We start from the raw sequence: 16,671 nt of genomic DNA on the forward strand, positions 1-16,671 counted from the left end.
CCAGCTCGCCTTCGACGACAGCGATGCGCAGCTGCGCGTGCAGTTGAAGACCACCCAGCACGAAACCCAGCTCAACCTGGGCCACCTGGTGCACCAGGCCGACAACCACCGCGGCAGCTTCCGCGGTGTCGGCTTCGAGCTGCGCACCGATGCCTGGGGGGCGGTGCGCGCCAGCGGCGGCGTGCTGATCTCCAGCTACGGCATCGCGCCCGGCGAGCCCAGCGGTGACAACGCCGCGGCGCTGGCGCTGGCGCAGCAGGCGCAAAGCCTGGCCGAGGCCTTCAGCCGCGCGGCCGGCACCCACCAGACGGTGCGCGAGCACACCGCGCCGCTGAAGCAGCAGCACACCGCCTTGAGCCACCAGGAGCCGGCCGGCGACGCCCAGGTGCCGCACAGCGGCGAGCCGATCATCGCCATCGCGGCCAAGGCCGGGCTGGCCATTGCCGCCGGGCAGGACCTGCAGTTCAGCAACGCTCAGGTGCTGCACCTGGGGGCCGGGCAGGACACCAGCCTGGCCAGCGGCGGCGCGCTGCGGGTACACACCGGCCAGGCGCTGGCGATGCTGGGCGGGGCGGTGCAGGCCGGCAGCAGCGGGGCCGCCGGCAGCGGGCTCAGCTTCGTGGCCGCCCAGGGCGACCTCACGCTGCAGGCCCAGGCCGATGTGATGGAGCTGGCGGCTCAAAAGGCCCTGAACCTGCAGAGCGCGAGCACCAAGGTCGAGGTGGCCAGCCCGAAGAAGATCACCCTGGCCACCACCGGCGGGGCTTCCATCACGCTGGACAACGGCAGCCTCACGGTGCAGTGCCCGGGGAAGATCACGGTCAAGGCGGCGACGAAGAGCATGGTGGGGGGTGGGACAACGGAGTACCCGTTGCCGGCGCTGCCGCGAGGCGAATTCAAGACCAGAAAGCGCTTTGCGTTTTCCAGCTGAGACAAGAACGACAACATGCTGATCAGCCCGCCTTTTCTCTTGCCCCGCCAGGCCAACGAAACCGATGAAGCGTTCGTCGCGCGCTGCATGCCCGATTCCGCCGTTGTCGTTCCCGGCACCGGCGCTCCGGAAGGTTCTTACCCGGTGTCGTTCAAGCTCGGCTGGCATGGCGGCCTGCACCTGCAGGCGCCCACCGGTGCCGACAACAGCGTGGTCACCTCGGTGCGTGCCATTGCCGATGGCGAGGTGGTGTATGCACGCCAGCCCACCGCCCGCAACACCAACCCCAGCCCGGCCGAGCCGCGCAACTACAACCCCTACGGTCAGAACCCCACATGGACGGACGACGGCTGCGTTGTCATCCGCCACCGCACCGAGATCGGCGCAAACCGGCAGACCAACGCCGCCACCCAGGTGACCTTCCTGTCGATCTACATGCACCTGAGCGAGCTGCGCGGCGTGGCAAGGCAGGTAGCGGCAGGCACCGCGACGAACCGCAACGTCTATCGCAAGGATGTGATCGGTCTGGCTGGCCACGTGTACGGCAACAACCACCAGCTGCATCTGGAAATCGTCTGCGATGACGACAACCTGCAGCGGCTCATCAACCGGCAAGCGGGCGAGGTGAACACCGCACAGGAGGGCCGCGACGACAGCGTGTTCGGCGAGATCTACTTTCGCCTGCCGCAGGAAACGCCGTTCTACGCGCAGCGCCCGCCGTACAACGTGGCCGGCGGCCCGCAAGCGGGGGCGCAGGCCGGCACGCTGCAGGAACCCGAGCTGTACGTGGGGCTGCGTTACAGCGGCGGTGAGATACGGGCGCCAGGGCACGGTCGAGGCGATGCCTACCTCGCCAGCTATCGCGCTGACGGGACGCTGCTCGGCGGCGCAGTGCGCCAGCAAGACGCCGAGTACAACCTCTACACCACCGCCACCGACATCAGCAATGCCTACCCGGCCAACGCGAGGCCGGCCCCGAGCGCGGTGTACGAGCTGCTGCGCTTCGGCCGCGTGATCGGCCCGGACGCGCTGAACCCGGCCGACGTGCCGCACTGGCGGCAGGTGCTGCTGCCGGGGGGCACGCAGGGGTGGGTGAACCTCAACGCCCCTGGCGTGCACCGCTTCAGCGATGCGGACTTCCCGCAATGGCGGGGCTGGCGCCTCATCGACGACGACGCCGACGCCGACAGCCGCTGCGAGTCAGCCCAACTGGCAGCCCTGATCGAAGACCCCGCCGCAAGCGACGGCCGCCTGACGCGGGCGGAGTTGGAGAGCCGCCTGGGCCGGCCCGAGGTGCGCGCCAGGCTCAAGCGCACGATCTGCAAGTTCCCCGGCGAGTGGGACCGGGCTTCGGCGCCGGCACGCTGGGGCTGGCTCAACGGCGACCCGGAGTTCGGCCTGGATGCCGAGAGCTTCAACGAACTGATGGCGCACATCAATGCGCTGACGTTCGACTGGGCTGCGGCCGGTACCGGGGTCGGCACGACGCATTGGCATTGGCAGCCGAGGGAGTTCATTGCGGCTTGGAGGGAGTGTGGGTGGCTGTCGTCTACTGAACTGACGCAGTTGCTCCCACGAATGCATGGGCCGAACAGCACCAGCGTCGCTGAGATTCCTTGGGGAGTGGCCCGCGAGCGATTTCGGCCATATGTCGGCGATCTCAACCGGACCATGCGCAAGTACCTAATAACGAATGCCGACCGTCAAACACACTTTCTCGCGCAGACCTACATCGAGACCGCGCTGTGGCAAACGATGGAGGAGTTTGGTCGAGCAAGGCAGCAGAGGCGACGTGACGGATCGTTGTATTGGCCGGCACCTGCCATGGAGTTCTATCAAGCCTTCTATGGACGCGGCATCATGCAGCTGACCTGGGCTGGAAACTATGAGGGGTATGGTCTCTACAGGCGCTTCTCCAACGTAGCGCCAACTCATGCATACCGGGACACGAGAATCACCCACGACTCGCAGCACTACTGGGAGGACCCGCGGGAAGATGGACGGGTTGTAGGGCGCCCGCGGCGGTGGTCGCCAAGGTTCGACCCGGCTCGTGTGGCGGACGATGCGTATAGCGCCTGCGACTCAGGCGGCTATTACTGGGTATCAAAGGACATCGGCGAGACCATCAACATCAACAGGGTCTGTGACCAAGGCGTCACGGCGAACGCGATAGGAAGAGCGTCCGTTCTCGTCAACGGTGGTGGCTACGGCTTCGCGGAGCGTCAGGCCTATGCAAACTTTGTAGATCGATTCAGAAGTGACACCACGAGTACCAATGCTGAAGCGACGTTCAATGTCACGTACAGAACCAGGAGGCATGCGATCTATGTGGACTTCACTCCACAGCGGCCAAGCTAAACGCCTCGTCCGGCGGCTTGCATCAATCTCGGCAATGGCCATCGGTTGCTCCGGCACGATCGGCTCAGCCGACAGCCCAGAGTTGCCGGCGAGTAGCCGAGAGCACAAGGAGTTGATTCCACTCCTGACAAAGACTGTATTGAGTACTCCTGGCTTTCCTGAATCGGAGCAGCCGGCTGTAGCCGTTGTACGGAGTCAAAGGGCGTCCGGCGTTGCAGGCGACGTCAAACTGCTAGTGCCAATCACTGTCCGGTACAAGAGGCTAAGCAACAGGTACTGCAGGCTCGCAGTTGGAACTACGACGACGGGGACGGACTTGCAACTCGTCCCAGTGCCGGTTCGTGCTGGGTATGACCGCTGTACGCGCATCGCGCCTGTCTTCTTCTTGGATATCAATCGCGACGGCGAAATGGATGTCGTCTACGGCATGACAGTGAAGTCAAATCGAGAAGACGCGTGGGTCGTTGAGGCGGCTGTCTACTTGTCCGATTCCTCGACTTCCACCGGGTACTGCTACTCGGCAGTTGCTAGCGAACAGGTTCAAGCCGAAGACTTGAAGAGATCTGCAACCGTCGAGGCGGCACTTAGAAGCGCTCTCGATAGGCTTGGGCTGAGTGCGTTCCCTTGTAGCAACTGAGCCATCCCGGCGTGCTCAATGTCGGTTTGAAGGCATGCGCCCTTCTGTCAGGCGACTGTGGCGGTGAGGCGCCTTGCCTTGAACGGCCGGCAAGCCGTGGTCCGTGCAGCGCTGAACATTCCGACCAGATCGCAACGCGCCATAGCGCTGGCCGCGATGCGGCCGGTGATGTGACTTTGTTCCGAGGCCACCGACGTGGGAACGTCGGTGGCTCGCGCTCGGGTTCAGGGGCTCGCAGACCACGGGCAACTTCTGCACCGCCTCGTTGCACCTCGGGCCTGTGGGGCTTCGATCGCTCGGTGACCTTCGCAAATCCGTAACCGGCTTCATCTCCGTGAAGCACTGGGCCCAGCCCGCAGGCACTCTCTGCGGCAGAAGGCTCCGATTCAGGAGTCGCAGACGTCGAGAAATGAAGATCGGTACTCCCCACTCCCCTGGCGGTCGCCCGGCGCACGACGCCGCGTCCAGCAGTCAGGCTGCGCGCACGAGTGCGCCGCGCGAGCAAGGCGCCAGCGGCGGCATGGACAACCTGCCGTCCAGGACAAGTGGCGAGGAGGCTCCGGCACCCCGGCAGAAGAAGTCGTTGCCGAAGCGCATCCTCAACAAAGCCATCTCGTGCTTCACCGGGGCACAAGCCGACAGGACAGGCAACAAGGCGCCAGAGGCACCAGAGGCACCAAAGAAGGCAGCTGAGTTTGGCGACCTCCCGGTCGACCTTTGGCCGCAGATCGGGATGGCGCTGCGCGGCCCCGACACGTACCAGTCGGTCAAGGACCTGACGGCGCTGGCGAGCACATCGAAGGCGATCCGCGAGGCGATCAAGGGCGATGAGCGACTGGCCCTTGACGAGCCTCTTCGCAAGATCGAGCAAGCCAATTCGCTGATCACCGCAACGTCGCCGAGCCTGCTGAAGGACGAGAACGTATTGCGTGCGCTGGCTCCGATGGTGGAGTTCCTGTCGCCTGCGTCGCGTGCGAGCCTCATCTCCGCGGTGTCATCACCGTCCGTCGATCCCGGTTCCAAGGCACGGGCATTGGCGGCACTGGGGCCCGCCGTGGCTCATCTGGGCGCGCACGGCGATGAACTGCTTGCGATGGCGAGAAACCTTCCCGCGCCCGTCAACGTGCTCGCATTGAGCGGACTTGCGGCCGGCATCGGGGGCCTGCAGCCGCAGCAGCGCGAGGCGCTGATCTCCGATTGGACAGGCCGCGGTGAAGAGCGCGACCGGGCCCTCCATCTGCTGGGCATCGTCGCCGGGATGCCGCAGATGGAGCCGGGGCTGCGCGATCGAGTCTTCGACGATGTGCTCGGCATGACGGATGAGGGTTGCAAGGCGCGGGCGTTGAGGTATCTCGCGCCCGCGTTGCCGCTGTTCAAGCCGGAGCAGCGCGACGAGTTCGTCAGTGCCGTCCTCGCGATCGGTGATGACAGCATGAAGGCCACGGCGCTGAGCGGTATCGGACGCGCGCTGGGCCAGCTGAGGACGGCGCAGCGCGAGGACATCGTCAACGTGCTGTCGACGCTTCCGGCCGGGCGCGAGAGGGCAAGGACGCTCGCTGGCATCGGGCCGGGCGTCGATCAGCTGGAGGAGCCGCAGCGACGGTCTGTCCTGGTGACGTTGCAGGGTCTGCCCGACGAGGACAAGGCTCTTGCGCTGTTTGGGTCTCGCCTTGCGTTCGAGTTCGGGCTCGACCCCGGCCATGATCTCCCCGGGCTGGCGAGCGGCATGTCGGGTTTCTCCACTGGCGAGCGCGCCGAGGTCGTCGAGCTCGCGCTCGCGATCCAGCAACCGCAGCACCGCGCGACCGCGCTGGCGGGGCTTGGGCCTGTGCTCGAGCATCTGGACAAGACTGACACGGCCCGCGTGCTTGACGACGCGTTGCAGTTGCCCGACCCGTTGCACAAGGGCAAAGCCGTCAGCGGACTGGTGGCCGGCATCCCGCATCTGCAGCCGGCGCAGCGCGAAGCCATCGTCCGTGCAGTGCTGAACGTTCCATCCAGGTCGCAGCGCGCCGAAACGCTGGCCGCGATGGGGCCGGTGCTGGTGCATCTCGAACCGGAGCAGCGCGGCCGTGTCGTCGACGCAGCGCGCGGCTGCGATCGCGGTCCTGAGCAACTGAAAGCCGTGCTTGGGCTGGCCGCCGGCAAATCGCAGCTCAACCCGGACCAGTTGGAAAGCCTGGCCTTCGCCGCTCGGGCCATTCGTGATCAAGCGACCCAACTGGCCGCGCGGATCAGCTTGATCTGACGCCCGAGCTTGGGTAGCACCTGACACCCAACGGAAAGACGGCCATGGCGCGCAGCATCACCCGTTCCCTCCCGGCCACCAGCGGGCGGATGCGCGCCGCAGAAGAGGCCACGCTGAGCTGGAGTGAGGGATCCAGGCGTCTCGACAGGCAAAGGCAGGGCCGGCGATGGCATGCGCTACTTCCGTATCGATAGCAAGAAGGCTCGTCTCACGGATGTCGGTGAGGCGCCTCGGCTTGAACGGTGGACTGCCGGTGTGCTTGACGTCCGGAGACGCCCGTCAGCCGACTCGACGGCGACGTGGTGCGTCGTCCAGCACCCTGGCTTGTTCCTCAGGCGACAGCGACGAGTGGCTGACGGCCTCGCGCAGCGCGGCCGCGGCCGAGTCGGATCCCCGGGCGAGCGCTGACCTGTAAGCCGTCATCCCCTGTTGTTCGGCCAGCAGCAGCTCCACTTTGGCCGAAGCCGGCAACTGCGACGAAAGCACGGCTTCGGCATAAGCCCGCACGGATTCGCCGCGGTCGCTGTGCACCGCAGCCGCAAGCGCGGACGCGCCGTTGGCATCGCGCGCAAGCAGGAGATCTCGCTTGGCGCCCTGCGGCAGATCGGAGCCGGCGACGACGTCCACCAACGCCGCAATGGATCGCGGCTGCTCGGATAGAACGCCCACTGAAAGCGCCGGCCGCCCGAGCGGATCGCGCGCAGCCAGCAGCTGATGCTTGTGCGCCGCTGCGAGCTTGGTGGAACTCGCAATGCCTTGCGCCAGCGTGCGGACGGCCTCCGCATGACCCTCTTGCATACCCACTGAAAGCGCCGGCATTCCATCGGGGTCACGGCCATGCAACAGCGCGGCGACAGGCAATGACGGGAGATCCGAGCGTTCCAGACCGTCGACCAGTGCGCTGACCGGGCCGTGCCGGCCCTTCTCCATCGCTATGGACAGCGCCGGCACGCCATTCGGGGCGGTCGCGACGAGCAGCTTCGCACGCTGCCGCATGTCGAGGTCCGAGTCGATGATCCCGTTGATCAATGCCCGCACGGCCTCCGTACACCCTTGCTGCATGCCGATGAACAGGGCGGGTACGCCGGTGGCATCCTGTCCCGAAAGCAGGTCCAGCTTCAGCTCGGCGCTCAGCGCACAGTCCCGCACGATGTCACAGAAGGCGGACGTCGCATCGGCCATGCGCTGGGAAACCGCCGCATACAGCCCCGAATCTTCATCGACGTTGCAAGCCAACAGCAACGCGCCCGCGCTTTCCTGGGAGTCCTTGGCCATTTGCAGGATGGTGGGCTTCACATCGCGAAGCGAGCCGCCGAAGCCATCGGCCAGCAAGTAGTACATCAACATTTCGTTGAGGGGAGGCAACTCGTTCGCCGTGCGGCGATCGACCGGCCCGCCCGGCGGCGCTTCCGGAAGACCCGTCAGTCCGCCTTCGGGGATGGCACGAACCAGGAACAACGTCGAAAGGCCGCCGAAGTACGCGAGGAAGAGATCCTCGTCCTTCAGGAAAGTCTTGATCGATCCCTCTTGCACATTGCGCAGGTCATCGGTGGCCGCCCGCTTGTGGGTGACCGTGGCGTTCGGGTCGTAGACCGTTTGCACATACTGCGGCGGCCGGCCGGGCTCGCGCTTGATCTTGAACTCTGCAGCCATGCTGTGCATGCTGGCTTCGACCAGCATCCGCATGGCATCCACCCCGTTGTGCTCCATCTCACGGAAGCGCTCGGCCGCGAAGCTGCCCCAATCGCGACCCTCGAGGAGGTAAAGGTCGGTTTGAGCCGCTGCCAGGGTGTCGTAGATGCCCTGCACGGAGCGAGGCACGTTCCGTGCGATCGCGCCCTCACTTGCGAATGCCCGGTAGTCGGGCTTGCCGGAGCCCACTTCGTGCTGCAGCAGCCAGGCAACTGCCAGATGCCGGCATTCGACAAGTTCTTCGTCGTTACCCTCGTGTCCCGGAAAGTACACCCGCTGATTGAGGTTCACCGCCGGATCGCGTCCGGGCTTGCTCGAGTAGTAGGGAACCTGCTTGAGACGGGTGAGGGAGGCCGCGCCGCCGTCCGCGGCATCGGAGGGCCTGCACTCGCTGGCTGGCAAGCCCGAGCGGGGCGCCATGGCACCAGCGAACGAATTGCCTCGCGACGGCAGGCTTGTTGCAAGGTCGGGGTGACCGCTTGCAGGCGTGGCGTTTGGGGCCGGTCCGCCGGCGCTGGGCAAGTCGTCGTCGGGAGTGCGAGTGCGAGTACGCGTGGGCGCCCGACCGGGGCTCGTAATGGAGAAAGTCGAAGGCATGAGCCGTGCAGGGCGGACGCATGTTGAGAGATGTCTCCCCGAATCTGCTTCAACCCCGGCCAGCCATGGCCTTGGACGCGAAAGTGTCGTCGATGGACCGAACAGGCCGCTGGACCACGTTGGTTGTCAGCTCCTGGCCGGTCTGAGACGGCCGCAAAGGGCTTGCGCGGGCGGCTCGTTGCCAGCCCCCGGGCTGACGGTCGTGCTGGCGTGGGAAACCGCTCGCTCGAGTCGGCCCACCAGGGCCGTCCGAAACCGAGCGGTTCACCCCGAGGGACCTTCGTTCGATCCGGACGATCCAGATGCCGGGTACAGCGTCTGCACGGTTCGCGCAAGCAAGGCGTGGCGCTTGTACTCGATGGATGTGTTGTTGTCGGGTCGCGGTCCTTCCTCGGTGCTTCGCTCCAGCGACAAACGCCCCTTGCGTTCCGTCAGGGTTTCGCCAGAACCGGTGTCGGGATCGCGTCCGACGATGGTCCGGTCGAGCTCAGGCCGGGCGTCCAGCAAATTCGACAAGCTGTGCGCATGTTTGTAGAAGGACGCAGGCAGTACTTGCAGCCCATCGATGACCTGAGCGCCCTCAGGAAGCGGCGCCTTGCTGCGCGACGCGTCCGCCAAGGGCTGCCCTTCCGCCAACCGCTGATGCCAGAGGTCAAAGGTGGCTTGCTCCTTGTGCATTTTGGATGCGTAACTCAGGCTGAACATGACGCAATCGGCCGGCGACTTCTGCGCTTCAGCATCAATGACCGCGATGCGTGCGTCCTCCAGCCCTGGCGCTCTCTTCACCCTGCCCACGAAATCGTCATGACTGAGCAGATGCGCCATGTGTCCCATCGTGGCCGGTTCAACGACGATCAATGTGAGCGGTTTGTCGGGCTCGCGCCGAATGTCTACGGCGGCGTGGTGCGGGCCGCCCGGCCGGTTGTCGACGCGGAAGACGGCCCGCGAGCGGCGCTTGGACGGGTCGGACACCAGCGACTCAACCAGACTGGCGGCGCTGTCGTGATAGCGCAGGTGGAGGTCGGGCTTGCGCCGGTTCTCGCTTTCCACGATCGCGCCAACGTTCGACAAGTCGGCCTGCAGCGTCGGCTTTCCGGGCTGGCGCAACGCCGCAATGTCCGCCCGGACCAGCCGCATCTCCGCGTCCAGCGAGGCAAGCCGAGGCGATTTGCGCAGCCGCTCCAGCGGGATGTCCGGACTCGACAAGGTCGGGGCTCTACCACTTGGTGCGCTCTGGGATGGGCGAGGCGCAGCCGGTGCCTCCGCCACAGGGATTGCGAGCGACAAGCCGCTCATTCGCCTAATCGGCATGACGATTCCTTTGTAGACATCAGGCGCCCGGCTGCAGCGACGCTGTGCCGGACGGAAATGTCGATCACGGTGACGCATGTGGGCGCGCCCCTCAAGCGCCGAAGCGAAGGAATGTGGGTCGCTGCGAAAGCGCCTCACCTCGGCGCGGGTGCCGCGAATGGCACGTCGCACTTCACACGTCGGTGTGCTCGGGCGGAGGGCGCACGAGCGGCTCGAGCTGCCGGGTCACGTTTTCCAGAAGCGGCTCGATCGCCGCCTCGCCGCCGCCTCGCTCATACGCCGCCACCAACGCCGCCTCCAGGGCCTCGGCCGAGCGCTGCAGTGCCGGCATGCCCAGCGTGCCGGCAACGCTCTTGAGGTCGTGGGCGCAGCGTATGGCGGCCTCCCCGTCATCTCGTGCGCGGGCGTCGCGCAGGCGTGCCTCGAAGTCGGCCTCGCGCTGGCGGAACTTGGCCAGCAGGCGCCGATACAGTGCTTCGTCGCCCCTCACTGACGCCAGGCCCGCGCGTATGTCCAACCCGGGCAGCGCGGCCGTGGCTCCACGGTTTGAAGGCGTGCCCGGAGGCACCCAACGCGCCAGGGTGGAGAACAACTCTTCAACGTTGACCGGCTTGGAGATGTGGTCGTTCATGCCGGCCGCCAGCACCTTTTCCCGGTCGCCCACCATCGCGTTCGCTGTCATCGCGATCACCGGCAGGTCGCGCCACTGCGGCTGTTGCCGCAGCGCCTGCGTGGCCGCATAGCCGTCCATCACCGGCATCTGGCAGTCCATCAGCACCAGGTCGAAGGGCTCGCGCTCGAGCCACTCCAGCGCTTCCTGGCCGTTTTGCGCGGTGCGCAGCAGGATGCCGGCGCGACCCAGCAGATCGCCCGCCAGCTCCTGGTTGATCGGGTTGTCCTCGACCAGCAGGATGCGGGCTCCGGCCAGGCTGGCGCGCTGTCTGGCGAGTGCTTCGTCGCGCCGCTCGCTGCGCCGCGCGTGCTGCCCGGGCAAGTGCAACGCTCCCAGGCAGGCGTCGAGCAGCGTCGACGGAGTCACGGGCTTGGTGAGCATCGCGGCCGCGTTGATCCGCGCCTCAGCCAGGCGGCGCGCCGCCTCGTCGCGGCTGAACGCTGTCAGCATCAGCACCGTGGGCGGAGGGTGGCGCAGGTTCATGCGAGACAGTTCGAGCAGGCAGTCGATGCCGTCGAGTCGAGGCATCTTCCAGTCCAGCAGGAGGTTCGAACCCTGTACCAGGCGAAATGATCATGGGTGGCGGCAGCACGCTGGACAGCGGATACGGCAGCGCATCGCCGATGCCCACCTTCTGAGCGCCGCTCGTGCGGTCGCGGTAGGCGTAGATTCCGCCGACGAGCTTGAGCGCGTCGGCCTCGTAGTTCACATCGATTTCGTGGCTGCTCGCGCGGGTCACGTAGTCCTGGTTCGTCAGCGTGAAGAGACCGCTCGCGAATTCCACGCCGTCGTTGACCAGCCGCGTCGTGCCGGCCAGGTAGGTGACTGACCAGCGTTCGTCGATCGACCACGTGAGTTGCGAACGAAAGGCCGTCTGCTTCAGGTCGCTGGCGATGTCTTGCGCACTGCGGTAGCCGAGGATGTTGCCGCCCGGCGCCACCGTCACCGGCGGGCCGAGTGTGCCTGCCGCGATGTCCGCGTTCGGAAAGTACGTGTAGCTGGCTCGCACGACGTCGGGCAGCGTGCTGTTGTTCTGTGTTTGGCTCAATGACGCGCGCCAGCGCAGGTCCGGCGTGGCCTGCAGCGCCCATGCCAGCCGAGCACTCGACACATCGATCTCGCCGTAGTTGCGCGGCGAAGCTCCCCCGTCGTCGTAGCCGTCGCTCTTGCGCTTCATCGCCGAGGCGCGAAGCTGGAGCGCGCCGGACACCGGGACGTTGATCACACCACGGGCCGTGCGGTCGTGGTAGCTGCCATAGGCCAGATCGCCAAAAGCCTCGAACCTCGAACTCGCGCGGGCCGTCTCGATGTTGACGACGCCGGCCGTCGCATTGCGGCCGTAGACCGTGCCCTGAGGGCCACGCACCGCCTCGATGCGATCGATGTCGAACAGGCCCAGGCTCAGGGCCTGGTAGGCGGGTTCGTAGATGCCGTCGACCTGCACGGCCACGGTGGAATATCCACCGAACGAATTGTTGTTGCCGATGCCGCGCATCGAGAAGCCGTTTTGCACCAGCTGGAGGTTGGGCACCGAGCTCGCGACGTCTGTCAGCGCGCTGATGCCTTGCGAGTCCAGCGCCGCTTGACCGACGACCGAGGCCGCGATGGGAGCTTTCGAGAGGACTTCAGGTCGACGCTGCGCCGTGATCGTGATCGACTCGAGTACGAGCGCCCCCGGCGTATCGTCCTGCGCATGGCCAGGACCGGTGTGCAACAGCACACACAACATCACGCCCAGCAGCACGACCAACGGCATCTTCCTGGGTGACATGAGACCCCCGCATTGCTGGGTGCCACGCTGTGAGCGTGTCCGCCTCCCTGGTGCCCGGGCAGCTTACTGCACTGCTTGCGCCGCTTGAAGCCCCGCGATCACGGTGGGAGCGCGGCGGCCCGCATCACGGCAACTGGCGCTGGGCCGGGTGCTCACCGAAAAGACAAACGCCCCGCAGTGCGGGGCGTTTGAGTGCTCGCATGGCGAGCTGAATGCTGGAGGCGCGGGCCGGAGTCGAACCGACCTACACGGATTTGCAATCCGGTGCATAACCGCTTTGCTACCGCGCCGTGAATCTTTGATCTTGGAGGAGACCGGATTCTGGCAAAAAAAAGGAAGCCGTTTTTATTCGGGCTTCCCTTTGTATCTGGAGCGGGAGACGAGTCTCGAACTCGCGACCTCAACCTTGGCAAGGTTGCGCTCTACCAACTGAGCTACTCCCGCTTGGTGCTTCAGTGAACGTTGTTTACGACCACCGAAGCCTCAGATTATAGACAGAGTTTTATCGGTTGTGCAAGAGGTCAGTGCTTCAGAACTTCAACATTTTCTTGAGGCGCTGCCTTGCCCTCCGGCTTGGCCCCGTCGCCCGACTTGGCGACCTCTTCTTCCGGCAGCTGCTGCGGCACCGACTCGAGCGCGATCTCGAGCACCTTGTCGATCCACTTGACCGGCACGATCTCGAGCTTGTTCTTCACGTTCTCGGGGATGTCCTGCAGGTCCTTGGCGTTCTCTTCCGGAATCAGCACCGTCTTGATGCCGCCACGGTGAGCCGCCAGCAGCTTTTCCTTCAGGCCGCCGATGGCCGTGACCTCGCCGCGCAAGGTGATCTCACCCGTCATGGCAACGTCAGCGCGCACCGGGATGCCGGTGAGCGCGGAGACGAACGCCGTGGTCATGGCGATGCCCGCGCTCGGGCCGTCCTTCGGCGTCGCGCCGTCGGGCACGTGGATGTGGATGTCGCGCTTCTCGAACAGCTCGTCCTTGATGCCCAGGCGGCGTGCCCGTGAGCGCACCACCGAGCGAGCCGCCTCGACCGACTCCTTCATCACGTCACCCAGCGAACCGGTGCGAATGATCGAGCCCTTGCCCGGCATCAGCGCCGACTCGATGGTCAGCAGGTCGCCGCCGACTTCCGTCCACGCCAGACCCACGACCTGGCCGACCTGGTTTTCCTTTTCGGCCTGGCCGTAGCTGTAGCGACGCACGCCCAGGAAGTCGTTGAGGTTCTCTTCGGTGACCTTGACCTGGCCTTCGTAGGTCTTGAGCGACAGGCCCTTCACCACCTTGCGGCAGATCTTCGACACCTCGCGCTCCAGCGAACGCACGCCAGCTTCACGGGTGTAGTAGCGGATGATCCCGCGGATCGCCTCTTCGGTGACGTCGAGCTCTTCGTCCTTGACGCCGTTGTTCTTGCGCTGCTTGGGCAGGAGGTAGCGCTGGGCGATGTTGAGCTTTTCGTCTTCGGTGTAGCCGGACAGGCGAATCACTTCCATGCGGTCGAGCAGAGCCGGCGGAATGTTCAGCGAGTTGGAGGTCGCCACGAACATCACGTCGCTCAGGTCGAAGTCGACCTCGATGTAGTGATCGCTGAAGGTGTGGTTCTGCTCCGGGTCGAGCACCTCGAGCAAAGCGCTCGACGGGTCGCCGCGGAAGTCCATGCCCAGCTTGTCGATCTCGTCGAGCAGGAACAGCGGGTTGCGAGTACCGACCTTCGACAGGCTCTGCAGCACCTTGCCCGGCATCGAGCCGATATAGGTGCGGCGGTGCCCGCGGATCTCGGCTTCGTCACGCACGCCGCCCAGGGCCATGCGCACGAACTTGCGGCCAGTGGCACGGGCGATGGACTGACCCAGCGAGGTCTTGCCGACGCCCGGAGGGCCGACCAGGCACAGGATGGGCGCCTTGACCTTGTCGACGCGCTGCTGCACCGCGAGGTATTCGAGGATGCGGTCCTTGACCTTCTCGAGGCCGTAGTGGTCCTCGTTCAGGACCTGCTCGGCGTGCTGGAGGTCGTGCTTGATCTTGGTCTTCTTGCTCCAGGGCAGGTTGACCAGCGTATCGATGTAGTTGCGCACGACCGTCGCTTCAGCCGACATCGGCGACATCAGCTTGAGCTTCTTGAGCTCGCTCTCGGCCTTCTTGCGCGCTTCCTTGGGCATGCGCGCCGCCTGGATCTTCTTCTCGAGCTCGTCGAGGTCGGCGCCTTCGTCGCCCTCGCCCAGCTCCTTCTGGATGGCCTTGACCTGCTCGTTCAGGTAGTACTCGCGCTGGCTCTTTTCCATCTGCCGCTTAACGCGGCCGCGGATGCGCTTTTCGACCTGCAGGATGTCGACCTCGTGCTCGAGTTGCTCGAGCAGCTTTTCCAGACGGCCGTTGACGGACACGAGGTCGAGGATGACCTGCTTGCTCTCGAGCTTGAGCGGCAAGTGGGCTGCAATGGTGTCGGCAAGCCGGCCGGCGTCGTCGATGCCCGCGATGGAGGTCAGGATCTCCGGCGGGATCTTCTTGTTGAGCTTCACGTACTGGTCGAACTGCTGCGTCACCGCGCGGCGCAGCGCCTCGATCTCAGGCGTGGTGCCCGCCTCGGGCGGCACGGGCACGACTTCGGCGACGAAGTGCTCGCCGTTGTCTTCGATCTTCTGGGTGTTTGCGCGCTGGATGCCTTCGACCAGCACCTTCACGGTGCCGTCGGGCAGCTTCAGCATCTGCAGGATGCTCGACACGCAACCGGTGTCGAACATGTCGTCGGCCTTGGGCTCATCCTTGCCGGCGGCCTTCTGCGCGACCAGCATGATCTGGCGGCCGGCTTCCATCGCCGCCTCGAGCGCCTTGATGGACTTCGGGCGCCCGACGAACAGCGGAATGACCATGTGCGGGAACACCACCACGTCGCGCAGCGGAAGCAGCGGCAGGGTGATGGGATCCGCGGGGAGTACGGGGTGTCCGGACATTGCAACCTCTCTTTCTCAGGCCCAAATAAGGACTGAGCGGTCAAAAAACAAGAACGTGGCGGCATGAGGCCGGGCGGCGAGTATTGCGGAAGCTGGTGGGGTCGATCTCCCGCATTCCAGACACTGTTGCGACGCTTCTCAAGCGCTCGCCTTGGCTTGCTCGCGGTACACGAGCAGCGGTTTCGTGTGCTCTTCGATCGTGTGCTCGTCCACCACCACCTTGGCGACGCCGTCGAGCGTGGGCAGATCGAACATCGTGTCCATGAGCGACTGCTCGACGATCGAGCGCAGGCCCCGGGCACCGGTCTTGCGGGCCAGCGCCTTCTTCGCAATGGCGGTCAGCGCAGACGGCCGAATCTCCAGCTCCACGCCGTCCATCGAGAAGAGCTTCTGGTACTGCTTCACCAGCGCGTTCTTCGGCTCGGTCAGGATCTGCACCAGAGCGTCCTCGGTCAGCTCGCCCAGCGTAGCCACCACCGGCAGACGACCCACCAGTTCAGGGATGAGGCCGAACTTGATCAGGTCTTCGGGCTCCACCTCGCGGAACACTTCGGACACCGCCCGCTCGGTCTTGCTCTTCACGCTGGCTGCAAAGCCGATGCCCGACTTCTCGGAACGGTTTTGGATCACCTTTTCGAGGCCGTCGAATGCACCACCGCAGATGAACAGGATGTTGGTGGTGTCGATCTGGAGGAAGTCCTGGTTCGGATGCTTGCGTCCGCCCTGCGGCGGCACCGAAGCCATGGTCCCCTCGACCAGTTTCAACAACGCCTGCTGCACGCCTTCACCCGACACGTCGCGGGTGATGCTCGGGTTGTCGGCCTTGCGGGAGATCTTGTCGATCTCGTCGATGTAGACGATGCCGCGCTGCGCCTTCTCGACGTCGTAGTTGCAGTTCTGCAGCAGCTTCTGAATGATGTTTTCGACGTCCTCGCCCACGTAGCCGGCCTCGGTCAGCGTGGTGGCGTCGGCAATCACGAAGGGCACGTTGAGCAGGCGCGCCAGCGTCTGGGCCAGCAGCGTCTTGCCCGAACCGGTGGGGCCGATCAGCAGGATGTTGCTCTTGGCGAGCTCCACATCCTCCTTCTTGCCCGCCCCCATGTGCTTCAGGCGCTTGTAGTGGTTGTAGACGGCCACGGACAGCGTGCGCTTGGCGGTGTCCTGGCCGATCACGTACTGGTCGAGGATGCCCTTGATCTCGCTGGGGACCGGCAGGTCGCTGCGTGCAGCCTTCGGATCGGCGGCGTCAGCGGGTACCTCGTCGCGGATGATGTCGTTGCACAGCTCAATGCATTCGTCGCAGATGAACACCGACGGGCCAGCGATCAGCTTCTTGACCTCGTGCTGGCTCTTGCCACAGAACGAGCAGTACAGAACCTTTTCGCTGGAGGAGCCTTTTTTCTCGGGCATGGGTGTGCGTGCGCGCGGCAGGAGATTCGAAGGAATGATAAGTCAAAAGAAAACGGGGCCTTCCGTTCGAATAAAGCCCCGTTGCTCACCCA

Annotated in this window: 10 protein-coding genes and 2 tRNA genes; 4 read left to right on the forward strand and 8 right to left on the reverse strand. The window is 65.3% G+C overall.

The window, feature by feature from the left end:
- The 4 genes from E8D38_RS13580 to E8D38_RS13595 form a co-directional block, all read left to right on the forward strand.
- Positions 1 to 931 (forward strand): type VI secretion system Vgr family protein (locus E8D38_RS13580; protein WP_140631264.1); only part of this gene is annotated, 931 nt, incomplete at its 5' end.
- A 15-nt stretch (positions 932 to 946) separates the two neighbouring features.
- Complete coding sequence (locus E8D38_RS13585; protein WP_140631267.1) at positions 947 to 3,289, forward strand: M23 family metallopeptidase; 2,343 nt, start codon at positions 947 to 949, stop codon at positions 3,287 to 3,289.
- Positions 3,258 to 3,926 (forward strand): hypothetical protein, encoded by a 669-nt coding sequence (locus E8D38_RS13590; RefSeq protein ID WP_140631271.1) that lies wholly within the window; start codon positions 3,258 to 3,260, stop codon positions 3,924 to 3,926. The genes E8D38_RS13585 and E8D38_RS13590 overlap by 32 nt, the downstream gene beginning before the upstream one ends.
- A 409-nt stretch (positions 3,927 to 4,335) precedes the next feature.
- Positions 4,336 to 6,174 (forward strand): hypothetical protein, encoded by a 1,839-nt coding sequence (locus E8D38_RS13595; RefSeq protein ID WP_140631274.1) that lies wholly within the window; start codon positions 4,336 to 4,338, stop codon positions 6,172 to 6,174.
- Positions 6,175 to 6,453: 279 nt separating this feature from the next.
- Here the strand turns inward: E8D38_RS13595 and E8D38_RS13600 are convergent, their stop codons facing one another.
- The 8 genes from E8D38_RS13600 to clpX form a co-directional block, all read right to left on the reverse strand.
- Positions 6,454 to 8,286 (reverse strand): ShET2/EspL2 family type III secretion system effector toxin, encoded by a 1,833-nt coding sequence (locus E8D38_RS13600; protein ID WP_181179131.1) that lies wholly within the window; start codon positions 8,284 to 8,286, stop codon positions 6,454 to 6,456.
- Between the two features lie 441 nt (positions 8,287 to 8,727).
- Positions 8,728 to 9,669, reverse strand: coding sequence for a YopJ family acetyltransferase (locus E8D38_RS13605; RefSeq protein WP_181179132.1), 942 nt, complete (start codon positions 9,667 to 9,669; stop codon positions 8,728 to 8,730).
- 277 nt (positions 9,670 to 9,946) lie between these two features.
- On the reverse strand, positions 9,947 to 10,957 hold the full coding sequence (locus tag E8D38_RS13610) for a response regulator (RefSeq protein ID WP_246099485.1): 1,011 nt from the start codon (positions 10,955 to 10,957) through the stop codon (positions 9,947 to 9,949).
- Positions 10,851 to 12,191 (reverse strand): TonB-dependent receptor, encoded by a 1,341-nt coding sequence (locus E8D38_RS28980; protein ID WP_246099486.1) that lies wholly within the window; start codon positions 12,189 to 12,191, stop codon positions 10,851 to 10,853. Before E8D38_RS28980 ends, E8D38_RS13610 begins: the two co-directional genes overlap by 107 nt.
- 243 nt (positions 12,192 to 12,434) lie before the next feature.
- Positions 12,435 to 12,508: transfer RNA gene (locus E8D38_RS13620), tRNA-Cys, on the reverse strand.
- 78 nt (positions 12,509 to 12,586) lie between these two features.
- A tRNA-Gly gene (locus E8D38_RS13625) sits at positions 12,587 to 12,662 on the reverse strand.
- A gap of 77 nt (positions 12,663 to 12,739) precedes the next feature.
- Positions 12,740 to 15,169, reverse strand: coding sequence for an endopeptidase La (gene lon, locus E8D38_RS13630; RefSeq protein WP_140631294.1), 2,430 nt, complete (start codon positions 15,167 to 15,169; stop codon positions 12,740 to 12,742).
- A 138-nt stretch (positions 15,170 to 15,307) separates the two neighbouring features.
- On the reverse strand, positions 15,308 to 16,579 hold the full coding sequence (clpX, locus tag E8D38_RS13635; protein ID WP_140631297.1) for an ATP-dependent Clp protease ATP-binding subunit ClpX: 1,272 nt from the start codon (positions 16,577 to 16,579) through the stop codon (positions 15,308 to 15,310).
- Positions 16,580 to 16,671 lie beyond the last annotated feature (92 nt).

This window comes from Methylibium rhizosphaerae, assembly GCF_006386545.1.
Lineage (GTDB): Bacteria > Pseudomonadota > Gammaproteobacteria > Burkholderiales > Burkholderiaceae_C > Pseudorivibacter > Pseudorivibacter rhizosphaerae.

Excerpts from the sequence above, each read along its gene's own strand:
- E8D38_RS13590 (WP_140631271.1), top strand. The coding sequence starts at position 3,258 with ATGTGGACTTCACTCCACAGCGGCCAAGCTAAACGCCTCGTCCGGCGG.
- clpX (WP_140631297.1), bottom strand. The coding sequence starts at position 16,579 with ATGCCCGAGAAAAAAGGCTCCTCCAGCGAAAAGGTTCTGTACTGCTCG.
- E8D38_RS13600 (WP_181179131.1), bottom strand. The coding sequence starts at position 8,286 with ATGGCGCCCCGCTCGGGCTTGCCAGCCAGCGAGTGCAGGCCCTCCGAT.
- lon (WP_140631294.1), bottom strand. The coding sequence starts at position 15,169 with ATGTCCGGACACCCCGTACTCCCCGCGGATCCCATCACCCTGCCGCTG.
- E8D38_RS13595 (WP_140631274.1), top strand. The coding sequence starts at position 4,336 with ATGAAGATCGGTACTCCCCACTCCCCTGGCGGTCGCCCGGCGCACGAC.
- E8D38_RS13585 (WP_140631267.1), top strand. The coding sequence starts at position 947 with ATGCTGATCAGCCCGCCTTTTCTCTTGCCCCGCCAGGCCAACGAAACC.